Consider the following 13,324-nt stretch of genomic DNA (forward strand, 5'->3'; position numbering starts at 1 on the left):
TCCATATCCCTAGAAAATTAGTTTCTTTAACGCAAAAAAAGAGGCCCGACCTAGCAGGCGTTTTCCGGTTCACCGGCAATCTCAAGATCAACCCCACTGCAGCATTCATCGGTGATGAAGCCGACAAGGCCGCGCATCACATCGAAATCCGCCCGATTGCGGGTTTCACGACCCAGCTTTTCCTGTTTGACCAGACCGGCCTGAACCAAAGTCCCCAGATGATGGGAAAGGGTCGATGCCGGCAGACCAAGCAGCCGTCCGATATCGCCAATGTTAAGGCCATCGTCGCCTGCCTTGACCAGCAGGCGATAGATTTTCAAACGGGCTTCGTGACCCAGGGCGGCAAAGGCCGGTGCAATGGTTTTTTCACTCATGCGGCGATTATAACTATATTTCTAGTTATTTAAATATATTTTTCCGGAACCATTATACCAATGACTTCAAAAGATTTTCTAACGTCTGGCGCGGCAATTGCGCTGGCTGACATACAAATGTCACTTGCCAGAAAGCCCATATGTCGATATTTCCCGACATATGGAAACAAAACACGCAATCAGCGCCCTTGGCGCTTTGGCACAGGAACACAGACTGGCGGCTTTTCGGTTGCTGGTCCGCGCTGGCAATGACGGCATTGCCGCGGGCGAACTGGCCCGGCAGCTGTCGATCCCGCATAACACCATGTCATCGCATCTGACGACACTTAGTCAGGCAGGACTGATCACAAGTACGCGCGAAGGCCGGTCGATCATTTACCGGATTGTGCCCGACGCGATGCGCGATCTTCTGGGGTTCCTTGCCGATGACTGCTGTCAGGGGCAACCAGAACTGTGCGGGCTGCCAAGCCGTGCTGCCACCAACACTGAAAAAGGATGCTGCTAGATGGGCATTTTCGAACGTTTTCTGACCATCTGGGTCGCGGCCAGCATTGTGGTCGGCATTATCCTTGGCGAGCTGTTCCCCCAACTGTTTCAGGCGATTGGCAATCTGACCGCCTATGAGATCAATCTGCCGGTGACTGTTCTGATCTGGCTCATGATTGTGCCGATGTTGATGAAGGTCGATTTTGGCGCGCTTCATGAAGTCGGCCGCCAATGGCGCGGGATTGGTGTGACGCTTGGGGTCAACTGGTTGATCAAACCGTTCACCATGGCTGCCCTCGGCTGGCTGTTTATCGGCTTTTTGTTCCGCCCGCTCCTGCCGGAAGCACAAATCGAAAGCTATATCGCCGGTCTGATCCTGTTGGGGGCCGCACCGTGCACGGCGATGGTGTTTGTCTGGTCGCACCTGACCAAGGGGGATGCGAACTTTACGCTCACCCAAGTCGCGCTCAATGACACGATCATGATCTTTGCCTTTGCGCCGATTGTCGCCTTGTTGCTGGGTATTTCGGCGATCACCATCCCGTGGGAAACGCTGACCATTTCGGTTGTGGCCTTTATCGTTATTCCGGTGATTGCCGGCCAGATCATCCGAAGCCGTCTGATGAAGGGCGGGGTTGTGGCATTCAATGATTTTGATGCCAAGCTCAAACCCGTTTCGATGATTGCGTTGCTCAGCACGCTGGTTTTGCTGTTTGCCTTTCAGGGACAACAGATCATTGCCCAGCCGATGATCATCGCCCTTCTGGCGGTGCCGATCATTTTGCAGACCTATTTCATTGCCGCCATTGCCTATATCGCCAACAAGGTGCTGGGCGTGGAGCATAAAATTGCCGCGCCGTCATCGATGATCGGGGCTTCGAACTTCTTTGAACTGGCAGTGGCAACCGCCATCGGGCTGTTCGGGTTTTCATCGGGTGCGGCCCTTGCCACCGTCGTCGGGGTGCTGGTTGAAGTGCCGGTGATGCTATCGCTTGTTGCCATTGCCAATCGCACCCGTGGCTGGTTTCCCAATTCAAACGTTGCATCTTAACGGAGTCCTGAGATGAGCCGTAAAATTCGCGTTGGCATCAATGGTTTTGGCCGCATGGGACGACTGGTTCTGCGCGCCGGCTGGGGGCACCCGAACCTTGAATTTGTCCATATCAACGAAATCAAGGGCGGGGCGGTTACCGCTGCCCACTTGCTGGAATTTGATTCGGTCCATGGCCGCTGGGGCAATGGTGTTGCCTGCATCGATGATCACGTGGTGATCGATCAGACCCACAAGATCAGCTTTAGCGAAAACGCCACGCCGGGCGAAACCGACTGGGTCGGCATGGGATGCGACGTCGTTCTGGAATGCACCGGCAAGTTCAAAACACCCGAAACATTGCAGCCCTATTTCGATCAGGGAGTTAAAAAGGTCATCGTCGCCGCCCCGGTCAAGGAAGGCGCGCTTAATATCGTCTATGGCGTGAATGATGATTTGTATGATCCGGCCCAGCATCACCTTCTGACAGCGGCGAGCTGCACCACCAACTGTCTGGCGCCAGTAGTCAAGGTCATGCATGAGAAGCTTGGCATCGTGCATGGATCCATCACCACCATTCATGATGTGACCAACACCCAGACGATTGTCGATCTGCCGCACAAGGATTTGCGCCGGGCGCGGTCGTGCCTGCAATCTCTGATCCCGACAAGCACCGGATCGGCGACCGCGATCACGATGATTTACCCGGAGCTTAAGGGCAAACTGAACGGTATTGCCGTGCGCGTGCCGTTGCTCAATGCGTCGCTCACCGATTGCGTTTTCGAAGTGGCAGAAGACACCGATGTTGAAACAGTCAATCGCCTGATGCGTGAAGCGTCGGAAACCTATCTGGCCGGGATCCTTGGCTATGAAGATCGCCCACTGGTCAGTGCCGATTACCTTAATGACAGCCGGTCTTCGATCATTGATGCCGGATCAACCATGGTGATTGATAAACGGCAGGTCAAAATTCTGGCCTGGTATGACAATGAATGGGGATATGTCTGCCGCATGGCGGATCTGACCGTCAAAGTCGCGCAGCATATTTTGGGGAACTGACCAGCATGTCGGCCGCAATCCGCAACTATGCGCTGGTCACCGGGGCCTATTGGGGCTTTACGCTGACCGACGGGGCGCTGCGTATGTTGGTGCTGTTGCACTTTCATGCGTTGGGTTATTCGGCATTTGAGATCGCGCTTCTGTTCATCCTGTATGAAGTGGCCGGGATCGTTACCAATCTGGTGGGCGGATGGCTGGCACAGGCGCGCGGATTGCGCTTTACCCTGTTTGCCGGACTGGCATTGCAAATCGCATCCTTGACTGCGCTTTCATTTACCAGTCCCGATTGGTTGCCCGCGATTTCGGTCGCCTATGTCATGGGGCTTCAGGCGGCATCGGGTGTCGCCAAGGACCTGACCAAGATGTCGAGCAAATCGGCGATCAAGGTTTTGGTGCCGGCCAACGCCGAAGGCGTGCTTTTCCGCTGGGTGGCACTTTTGACCGGGTCGAAAAACGCGCTTAAGGGTGTCGGCTTTTTCATGGGTGGGGCGCTGCTTTCCTGGCTTGGATTTTCAGGCGCGTTGCTTGCGATGGCGGCGGGATTGGCACTGACACTCATCGCCGTTGCCATCTCGCTCGGCTCGGCGATGACGGGCCCCGCCAGTGCGATGAAGCCGAAATTCCGCGATGTATTTTCGCGTGATCGCAAGATCAATGTGTTGTCCGCCGCCCGGCTGTTTTTGTTTGGATCGCGTGATATCTGGTTCGTCGTCGGGTTGCCGGTATTTCTGGCCTCCGAGCTTGGCTGGAGCCATATCGAGGTTGGCAGTTACATGGCGCTTTGGGTAATCGGTTATGGCTTCATTCAGGCCATCGCACCCAAGATGTTGCGCGCCAAAACCCGTGAGCCGGATGGCAGAACGGCCCAAATCTGGATCGCAGCCCTGATTGCAGTATCCGCAGTAATTGCCGCAGCGATCACGCGTGACATCGCGCCTGAACTTGCGGTTTTGGGTGGGTTGCTGGTGTTCGGGGTGGTTTTTGCCATCAATTCATCGCTGCATTCATACCTTATCCTTGCCTATGCCGAGGGCGACAAGGTCGCGATGAATGTCGGGTTTTATTATATGTCGAATGCCATCGGGCGTTTGAGCGGTACGGTGCTTTCAGGGGTTGCGTATTTGTATGGCGGGTTGGTCGGATGCCTTGTGACATCGATTGCGTTTTTGACGCTTGCCTGGGTGATAAGTGCCGCCCTTCCATCGCGATCAGATGTGTCAACGCAGGGTTGATCGAAAAAACTTCCTTCGCAGATGCGGGATAAACATCTGAAAAGACTCACAATCCTGTTTCATGAAAATTTAATCGCGCAAAAACCCGTGACAAGACACTGCATATAGGGGTACGATTCCAATCAACGGTCAATAACTGGACCGCAGGAGGGGTTCCCGAGTGCCGCGAAAAAGCGTCTTAAAACGAGAATTTTCGCCACCCGGATCGCACATGCAACATGCTGCGACCGGCGGAAACTCCTACCGCCACTTCCATCGCAAGATGAAAATTGAATGCGCGCCTTTCCATGACGGAATGGCGCGTTTTGCTTTTTTGGCAACTTTGTTGAGGTGATCGTCATGGGTAAGCGCGCAGCACGTCGTCGTAACCGTCCGCAACAGTCTAATACCAATGTTCATGAGCTGTTTGATGAAAACAATGCCGACTGGCATCCGCTTGGCGAACCAGAACAGAAAGGACAACGCGATCAAAGCTACCGCCGCAACATCCGCCCGAAAAGCGAGAACCAGGCAGCCCTGATGGATGCCATCGATAACTTCAATCTTGTCATGGCCCTTGGCCCGGCCGGCACCGGCAAAACCTATATTGCGGTATCAAAAGCCGTCGAGGCGCTTGATAACGGCGATATCGCCCGCATCGTTCTGGCCCGCCCGGCGGTCGAGGCCGGGGAAAATATCGGTTTCCTGCCAGGCGACGTGGAGGCCAAAATGGCCCCGTATCTTCGCCCGCTTTATGATGCGCTTAATGATCGTCTGGGTGCCAAACGCCTTAAGACTTATATCTCGGACGGGACGATCGAGATCGCACCGATCGGCTATATGCGTGGCAGAACGCTTAATAACGCCTTTGTCGTGATTGATGAGGCCCAGAACTGCACCTATGGGCAGCTCAAGATGCTGGTCACCCGCCTTGGCTGGAATTCGACCATGATCCTGACCGGCGACCCGGATCAGACCGACCTTCTGCCGGAAATGTCCGGTCTTTCGGAAATGTCCGAACGGCTTGAAAATGTCGAGGATGTCGCCTGTGTTCAGCTGCGTGACAAGGACATCGTCCGCCATCCGCTGGTCGCAAGCATGCTGACCGTTCTTTAAGGTCCGACACAGCAAACTGCAAAACACTGCAAACAATAAAGGCGGGCCCGAAAGGGTCCGCCATTTTTTGTGGGTATCATCCGAAAATGGATAAGGCTTAGCGCCCCATGGCCGCGACTTCGCCGCCGGCATTATTGACCGGGATGTCGTGCTGCCCGGCGCGTTTGGCACGGCCGGTGTGCCAGAATTCGGGATCTTCGGTATAGCCGCTGAATTCATCAAGATGGATGTCTTCGGGCGGTTCGGGATGGATGGTGATATCAAGATCGGGATATTCCGCGCGGATGCTGTCCATCACCATGTGGCAAATGGTGTGCGATTCGCGCATCAACATGCCGCCATCCATGATCAGCTCGATCTCCGCAAAACGATGCACGCCCGATGAGCGTGTCCGCAGACGGTGAATGCCAATGACGTCGGGGTTTTTCATGGTGAGTTCAATGATGCGCTGGCTATCAGATTCGGGAAGTTCCGCATCCATCAGAACCTTGACCGACGACCGGCCGACCTTGACTGCGGAATACAGCAGGAAGGCCGCAACCAGACCACCAATCGCCGGGTCAACCCAGGCCAGGCCAGACATGCCGCCAAACAGTGCGACCATGACGGCCAGGTTAGACAGGATATCGCTGCTATAATGCATCGAATCGGCTTCAACCGCAGCAGACCCCGAGATCCGCACGGCCTTGCGTTGGAGGAGCACAAGACCAATCGTCATGACCAGTGATATGCCCATGATCCACAGGCCTTCGACGGCATAAGAGATCATCTTGGGTTCATTCAGGCGCGATGCGGCCTCCGCCAACACCAGTACAGCCGCCCCGATCATGAAGGCCGACTGGAACAGACCGGCAAGCGGTTCTGCCTTGCCATGGCCAAAGCGATGGTCGTAATCCGCAGGACGCCAGGCAGAACGCACAGCCATGAAGTTGATCACAGATGTGCCAACATCAAGCATGCTATCAATCATCGAAGACAGGAGGCTGACGGAATCGGTCATGAACCAACCGAACGCCTTGATCAAAATCAGTGTCGCAGCAATGACAATGGAGGCCGTCGTTGCACGACGCGCCCACATCTCTTTCTGTGCTATGTCAATGACGGGACATTGACTCATGCTTTGTTGACCTCTGGCCTGTCAATACGCTTGCTGACCACCGTTTTATAGCCTGTTTGCGTACAATATGTAATGTCTATTGCCATATTTTCGCCCGTCCTAGGGCAGCAAATAGCGCATATTTGATATTCCGCAAGGTTTCCAAGCCTTTTTAAAGGGATTATATGTCGCATTCGGGCAGACGAGAGAACCCGCAACAGGCCTGCTAGGGACGAGAAACGATAATATGATTGTAGAGATCGGACATTACGCCCTGATACTGTCACTGGTGATGGCAGTCGCCCAATCCACCATTCCGTTTCTGGCGGCATCCCGACGTGATCCGGCGCTTCTTGTCGTAGCCCCGCGTCTGGCAATTGCGTGCTTTGCCCTTGTCGCGGCAAGTTTCCTTGCGCTGACTTATGCCTATGTCAGTTCCGACTTCTCTGTCCTCAATGTTCTGAATAACAGCCATACCTCCAAACCGATGATTTATAAAATCACCGGGGTTTGGGCCAATCATGAAGGATCGATGCTGCTTTGGGTGCTGATCCTGACCCTGTTTGGCGGAGCGGTTGCAGCGTTTGGTCGAAACCTTCCGCCAACCCTGCTTGCCCGCGTTTTGGGTGTGATGGGCCTCATCGGGGCTGGCTTTATCCTGTTTATCGTTCTGACCTCCAACCCGTTTGAGCGCGTTTTAAACCCGCCGCTTGACGGGGAAGGCATGAACCCGTTGCTTCAGGACCCGGGCATCGCCATTCATCCGCCGTTCCTCTATCTCGGCTATGTCGGCTTTTCCGTTGCCTTCGCCTTTGCGGTTGCAGCCCTGATCGAAGGCCGGGTTGATCCGGCTTGGGCGCGTTGGGTGCGTCCCTGGACGCTGGCCGCTTGGGTATTCCTGACTGCGGGTATCGGCCTTGGTTCCTGGTGGGCCTATTACGAGCTTGGCTGGGGCGGCTGGTGGTTCTGGGACCCGGTTGAAAACGCATCCTTTATGCCCTGGCTTGCCGGTACTGCGCTTTTACATTCGGCGATCGTTGTCGAGAAGCGTGACGCGCTTAAAAGCTGGACGATCTTTTTGGCGATCCTGGCATTTTCCTTCTCGCTTCTGGGAACGTTCCTTGTGCGTTCGGGTGCGCTGACATCGGTGCATGCCTTTGCCACCGATCCGACGCGTGGGGTGTTTATCCTGATCCTGCTGTTCATTGCTGTGGGCGGATCGCTGACGCTTTATGCCTGGCGGGCGCCGACATTGAAGGGCGGCGGGTTGTTCCAGCCGATCTCGCGCGAAGGGGCGCTTGTCTTTAACAATGTGCTGCTGTCGATTGCGGCAGCCATGGTGTTGCTGGGAACGCTTTATCCGCTGCTGCTTGAAACCGTGACGGGCGAGAAAATCTCGGTCGGGGCGCCGTTCTTTAACGCGACCTTCGTTCCGATCATCACCCCGGTGATTGTCGCCATGGCCTTTGGCCCGTTGATGCCGTGGAAACGTGCCGATCTTCTGGGCGTGTTTAACAAGCTCAAGATCGCGCTGGCGGCAACCGTTGTTGTCGTGCTGGTCACACTGTGGCTTGCTGGTGGTCCGGCCTTTGCCCTATTTGGCATGGGCTTGGCGGCCTGGTTGTTTGTCGGATCGATCCTTGAATGGTCGGGCCGCATCAAACTGTTCCGCGAACCGATCAGCACCAGCCTGCGACGCATGCGCAATCTGCCGCGCTCGGCCCACGGCACCATGCTGGCCCATGCCGGTGTCGCGATTGTGGTTGCCGGTATCACCGGATCGCAGGCTTGGACCGAAGAAGCCGTTCAGTCACTGGCGGTCGGCGAAAGCACCGACCTTGCCGGGCATACCTTTATCCTGTCAGACATCCGTGAATATCAGGGGCCGAACTATGCCGCCCGTGAAGCGGAAATCACCATCACTACACCGGGTGAGCGCACCGTCGTCCTGACGCCGGAAAAACGCGTTTACACGGTGGAAGGCATGCCGACCACCGAGGCCGGCATTCAATCGAGCTTCACCGGCGATATCTATGCCGTGATCGGGGATCAGGATGAAAGCGGTAAATGGATTACCAGGTTCTATGTCAAACCAATGATCCCGTGGATGTGGTTTGGCGGGCTGGTCATGGTGTTTGGCGGCCTGATGTCGCTGTCTGACCGTCGCTATCGCATCGGCGCACCGACCCGTTCCCACAAGACTGCTGCCAAAGCAGTACCTGCAGAATAAGCCAAGGACAGGAAACACTCATGACCATCTGGATTGTTCTTGGCGCGATTACCCTGCTGCTGGCCGGGTTCATTCTGTGGCCGATCCTTCAAAGCAACCGCGCGGCCAAGGCAAACGAGGCCGCCGATGCAGCAACCGCATCCGAGCTGGACGATGGCAGCCCGGAGGATGAGCTTTCGCGTGATCTTGCGGTGTATCGCGACCAGCTTTCCGAGATCGACCGCGACATCGAACGCGGTGTTCTGAGTGCCGAGCAGGCCGATGCCGCGCGCACCGAAGTGCAGCGTCGCATTCTGGCTGCCGATCAGCGCATCAAACGCCAACAGTCGGGTGAGACCCGCGAACAGACATCGGCCAGTGCCCCGATCCGGGCAATTGCCGCCGGTTTCATCGTGCTGTTCATAGCCGGCGGGTTCGGGCTTTATCTTGATCTCGGCAGCCCCGAGATGCGTGATCGTCCGATCGCCAGCCGTACCGATGAGATCAATGCTGTGCGTATGGCGCAGGATGCCAATCAGGATCGCCAGTCGGTTCTGAACCGTGCGGTCAGTGACCTTTCGCAGAAGCTTCTGGAAAACCCGGATGATATCCGCGCCTGGGAGTTACTTGGTGCCAGCCTGATGGCGCTTGGCCGCCCGGAAGAAGCCCAGACCGCATTTCTTGAAACCGTCAAACGGTCGGGACGCGATGGCGATTATCTGGCGATGTATGCTGAAAGCCTTGTGCGCAGCAGTAATGGCCAGATCAATGCCACGGCCCGTGGCGTGCTGCGCGAAGCCGCCGAAACCGACAGCACCGACCCCCGTATCCAGTTCTATCTTGGTCTTGCCGATGCCCAGGAAGGCAATGTCGTCGCGGCCGTTGATCGCTGGATCGCGCTTGCCAACGGTGCGCCCGCTGATGCGCCGTGGTTGCCGATGGTGGTGGGCCGGATCAATGAAGCCGCCCTTGCCCAGGGCATCGACATTGAAGGACGCCTGAACCTTGCGGAGCGCGCGCCCGGACCAAGTCAGGAAGATATTGCTGCCGCCCAGCAGATGACTGCTGAAGAGCAGCAGGAAATGGTCATGTCGATGGTCAACGGATTGGCGGCACGGCTTGACGAAGATCCCAACGATCCGGATGGCTGGGCACGCCTGATGCAGGCCTATATGGTTCTGGGTCAGGAGGATGATGCACGTGCGGCCTATGAGAAGGCAGGCGAAGTCTTTGCCGACCAGCCGGGCCTTGTTGCCCGATTCGATTCGCTGGCGCGTGAAATCGGCATTTCAGCCAACTGATCGGTGTTTTTTACGTAAAATCACCGAGAAAAAATGTTTTCCATCCGCCCTTTTCCCTGTTCTTTTGAGCCATTATATCTCATACAGACGGTTAATATCTGCAACTTTACTGATGTCTTATTGAATTGAAGTTCGTGCTGCGGTATGAAATTAAGACTTAAGGATAGATAAGTTATTGCTTATCCATCCTTTTCCCGGGAAATGCACATGATGGTGGGGACCATCTTTTTCTTTGGGATCAAGTGACTGTCAGGCTCATAAAACAAAAATTGCGGGAAGATCAGGATCATAGAAAGATCACCCGTAAGGATAGCGGATCACTATGCCGGATCAGAGGAATGGCCCAACCAACAACCTGTTGTTGATTGAAGACAATCCCGGTGACGCACGCCTTGTGCGTGAAGCATTGCGGGAGTTCAAACAACCGGTTGAACTGCATCACGTAAAGGATGCGATGACCGCGCTGCAGTTTTTGCAGCAGGACGGTCCGTATCGCAATGCGCCACGTCCACGTCTGATCCTTCTTGATCTGAACATGCCGCGCAAGGATGGCCGCGAAATGCTGCGCGATATCCGAAACGATCCCAATTGCGCATCCATCCCCGTCATAGTCCTGACCACATCCGGTGCCGAGCACGATGTCGATCTGTGTTATGCCGCCGGGGCAAACTGTTATTTGCGCAAACCGGTGGATGTGACAGAATTCATCGATCTGATGAAAATGATCGAATCATTCTGGCTGGGTCTGGCGTTGACCCCGACCCCGTAACCCTCTGCCAGCGAGACTGCCGTGCGCCGCCCGACATCTCTGCTTATGAACTTCCTACTCATGCCGACAAATTTGCGGATTGCGCTGCGTGAATTGCGCCGCCCCGGTGTCGGCCTTGTTATCCTGTTTGCCACCCTTGTCTTTGCCGCGACCATCCTGATCCTGACCGTCAGCCTGACGCAGTCGGTGCGCGATGGCATGCGCCAGTCCGCACAGCAAACCATCGGTGGTGACATCTCGCTTCGGCTGTTTCACCGCGCGCTAACGACGGATGAACTCCACTTCCTTGAAACACTTGGCACGGTCAGCCTGACCATCGAACAAAGGGTCATGGTGCAGCCATCCGGTGACGCGTCAGCAGTGCTGTCTGAGCTGAAAGCAGTTGGTCACACCTATCCCCTGTTTGGCCGTTTGGCCCTGTCACCCGATATCGCGCTTGAAGATGCCCTTGGCAGCCGCAACGGAATGCCCGGCGTTGTCGTTGATCCGGCCTTCCTGAATGAGGGCGGGTACATGATTGGCGATATGCTGTATCTGGGCGAGCAGCCCTACGAAATTCGGGCAAGCATAACAGCCGAGCCCGAACGCAAGTTCAGGCTCTTCTCGCTTGGGCCACGGGTGATTGTCGGACTGGAGGATTATCGCACCAGCCCGCTTCTGGCGCCGGGCAAGCAGGTCTATTGGTATGTGCGGCTGAAGCTGCCAGACGATGGCGACCGCAGTGCGGATCAGGCGATTGCCGCCATCGAGGAACGGTTTCCCGAGAGTGGCTGGCGGATCGTCAATGCAGCCGATGGCGTTCCGGGACTGGAAAGGATTGGCGATTTCGCATCGACCTTTGTCAGCCTGATGGGGATTGCAATTTTTGCCATTGCCACAAGCGCCATCCATAACGCCCTGACTGCCGACCTTGCGACCCGGCGCAGCCGGTTTGCCACCCTGCGCAGTCTTGGTGCCCGACCACAGGAAATCGCCGCCAGCATCACTTGGCAGATGGTGCTGATTACCGGCCTCGCCATCCTGATTGCAGTTGCCCTGACCCTCGTCACTGGCAATTTGGCAGCGCCACTGCTCAGCCAAAAGCTTGGCTTTGCCATCGCGCCGGATTTCATCAATCTTCCGATGATTGCGGGCTTCGTATTTGGCTTTGTTGCGCTGGTTGCCATCAGCCCGATCCGTGAGGCGTGTCAGTCCGCGCCGGCCCTTCTGTTTCGTCATCAGGACAGCCATCAAACGGGCGGCGCTACCAAACGTTCGACCAAGCTGCTTGCCGCAAAGCTCGTCCTTGCCTGCGGGCTGCTTGGAAGTGCGACGGCCTTGATTGATATCGGCTTGTTCGGGATCGCGCTGCTCGCCGTTCTGATCCTGTGTCAGGGTCTTTTTATCCTGCTGGGCCGGATGATCCGGGCGCTGGCGGGCAAACTGGCAACCCGACAAGGTTTTGCGCCTTCGCTGCGGGTGGCGCTGCGCAACATCGCCCGCCCCACGGCCCCGACTGTGACCATTACCGCGTCGTTTGGGCTGGCGATGGCCTGCCTGAGCACAGTCGTGTTGTTCGGCGGACTGGCCGGTCAGCATTTGAAATCGGTTTTGCCATCGCAGACGCCAGACGTTGTGTTCTTTGATATCCCGCCTTCACGGCAAGATGCGTTTGCAGGCGATTTGCGCGGTATTGATGCGGTGCAGGCGGTCAGTCAGATGCCGTTTCTCCATGGTCGGGTGACGCATCTGAATGGCGAGGCCCTAACCCAATCAAATGTCCCTCGGCGCTATCACTGGTTCCTGCGCGGGGATCGCGGTATGTCATGGGCGGATCGACCGACCACAGATATGACGGACACCCCGGTCACGGCCGGAGAGTGGTGGCAGGCGGAAAGCAGCAATGAAAACCTGGCATCGCTTGATGCGGGCGTCGCGAGAGCGATCAGCGCAGATATCGGCGATAGCCTGACCCTCAATATCATGGGGCATTCACATACGGTGCGCATAGCCAATCTGCGCGAGATCGACTGGACTCGCCTTGGCCTTGATTTCCCGATTGTGCTGTCACCGATGACACCCGCCTTTGATCACGGGGTGATCAGTGCGGTGACGCTGCATGACGGGATCGACGCAAAAGATGCCTTGGCCCCGGTCCTTGCAGCCCACCGTGATGTTCCGGTGATCATGGTCGACGTGGTTCTGGCAAAGCTGACCCGCCTGTTTGACGGGGTGATTGCGGCATTGGTTGGCTTGACGACCCTTGCAACCCTAGGGGCGGTGCTGGTGATCATTTGCGGCCTGATTGCACTGCGTCAGCGCCAGACAGAGACACTCGCCATGCTGCGTGCACTTGGCATACGCCCTGCCCAGATCACCCGAACAGGGGCGTATGAGACCGGACTGATGGTGGCGAGCAGTGGCCTGATCGGACTGACTGTCGGGACGGGGATTGCGATTGCCGCCGCGCAGGCGATTGGCTCCATCAACCTCAGCCAAGTTGCGCTCTTGGCCGGGCCTGTGATGGCCGCAGCCTTTGTCGCCATCGTCGTGCTTGGTTTTGGCGGCGGTTGGGCCTTGCAGGCGGCAGGCCTGCGGGCGCAAGCCGGTTGGCGGGGCTGAACCCAGACAATTCAAATCCGAAAAGCAAAAAGGCCGTCCCAGCGGGACGGCCTTTTTTAAATGATATTCTGA

11 protein-coding genes are annotated in these 13,324 nt (G+C 56.4%); 9 read left to right on the top strand and 2 right to left on the bottom strand.

Annotation, left to right across the window (positions count from 1 at the left end; genetic code table 11):
- Positions 1-50 precede the first annotated feature (50 nt).
- Positions 51-374, bottom strand: a complete 324-nt coding sequence (locus CMO10_RS02455; RefSeq protein WP_297018711.1) for an ArsR/SmtB family transcription factor — start codon at positions 372-374, stop codon at positions 51-53.
- Positions 375-534: 160 nt separating this feature from the next.
- Here CMO10_RS02455 and CMO10_RS02460 point away from each other — a divergent pair, with 160 nt between their 5' ends.
- The 5 genes from CMO10_RS02460 (at position 535) to CMO10_RS02480 (ending at position 5,276) form a co-directional block, all read left to right on the top strand.
- Positions 535-879, top strand: coding sequence for an ArsR/SmtB family transcription factor (locus tag CMO10_RS02460; protein ID WP_297018712.1), 345 nt, complete (start codon positions 535-537; stop codon positions 877-879).
- Positions 880-1,911: an ACR3 family arsenite efflux transporter gene (arsB, locus tag CMO10_RS02465; RefSeq protein WP_297018713.1), complete on the top strand. Its 1,032-nt coding sequence runs from the start codon at positions 880-882 to the stop codon at positions 1,909-1,911.
- 12 nt (positions 1,912-1,923) lie between these two features.
- On the top strand, positions 1,924-2,949 hold the full coding sequence (locus tag CMO10_RS02470) for an ArsJ-associated glyceraldehyde-3-phosphate dehydrogenase (protein ID WP_297018714.1): 1,026 nt from the start codon (positions 1,924-1,926) through the stop codon (positions 2,947-2,949).
- Positions 2,950-2,954: 5 nt separating this feature from the next.
- A complete protein-coding gene (arsJ, locus tag CMO10_RS02475) occupies positions 2,955-4,181 on the top strand; it encodes an organoarsenical effux MFS transporter ArsJ (RefSeq protein WP_297018715.1) in 1,227 nt (408 codons plus the stop codon).
- Between the two features lie 339 nt (positions 4,182-4,520).
- A complete protein-coding gene (locus CMO10_RS02480; protein WP_044827239.1) occupies positions 4,521-5,276 on the top strand; it encodes a PhoH family protein in 756 nt (251 codons plus the stop codon).
- Between the two features lie 97 nt (positions 5,277-5,373).
- Here the strand turns inward: CMO10_RS02480 and CMO10_RS02485 are convergent, their stop codons facing one another.
- The gene (locus CMO10_RS02485; RefSeq protein WP_297018716.1) at positions 5,374-6,393 is read right to left on the bottom strand and encodes a cation diffusion facilitator family transporter; all 1,020 of its coding nucleotides are present in this window, start codon (positions 6,391-6,393) and stop codon (positions 5,374-5,376) included.
- A 226-nt stretch (positions 6,394-6,619) separates the two neighbouring features.
- Here CMO10_RS02485 and CMO10_RS02490 point away from each other — a divergent pair, with 226 nt between their 5' ends.
- The 4 genes from CMO10_RS02490 (at position 6,620) to CMO10_RS02505 (ending at position 13,252) form a co-directional block, all read left to right on the top strand.
- Positions 6,620-8,602 carry a heme lyase CcmF/NrfE family subunit gene (locus tag CMO10_RS02490; protein ID WP_297018717.1) on the top strand — a complete coding sequence of 661 codons (1,983 nt, stop codon included), beginning with the start codon at positions 6,620-6,622 and terminating at the stop codon, positions 8,600-8,602.
- A gap of 20 nt (positions 8,603-8,622) precedes the next feature.
- On the top strand, positions 8,623-9,882 hold the full coding sequence (gene ccmI / locus CMO10_RS02495; protein WP_297018718.1) for a c-type cytochrome biogenesis protein CcmI: 1,260 nt from the start codon (positions 8,623-8,625) through the stop codon (positions 9,880-9,882).
- A gap of 322 nt (positions 9,883-10,204) precedes the next feature.
- Positions 10,205-10,651, top strand: coding sequence for a response regulator (locus tag CMO10_RS02500; protein WP_297018719.1), 447 nt, complete (start codon positions 10,205-10,207; stop codon positions 10,649-10,651).
- A gap of 60 nt (positions 10,652-10,711) precedes the next feature.
- Entirely contained in the window at positions 10,712-13,252 is a 2,541-nt protein-coding gene (locus tag CMO10_RS02505) for an ABC transporter permease (protein WP_297018720.1), read from the top strand.
- Positions 13,253-13,324: the final 72 nt, after the last annotated feature.

The sequence above is a fragment of the Thalassospira sp. genome (assembly GCF_002709775.1).
Taxonomy (GTDB): Bacteria; Pseudomonadota; Alphaproteobacteria; order Rhodospirillales; family Thalassospiraceae; genus Thalassospira.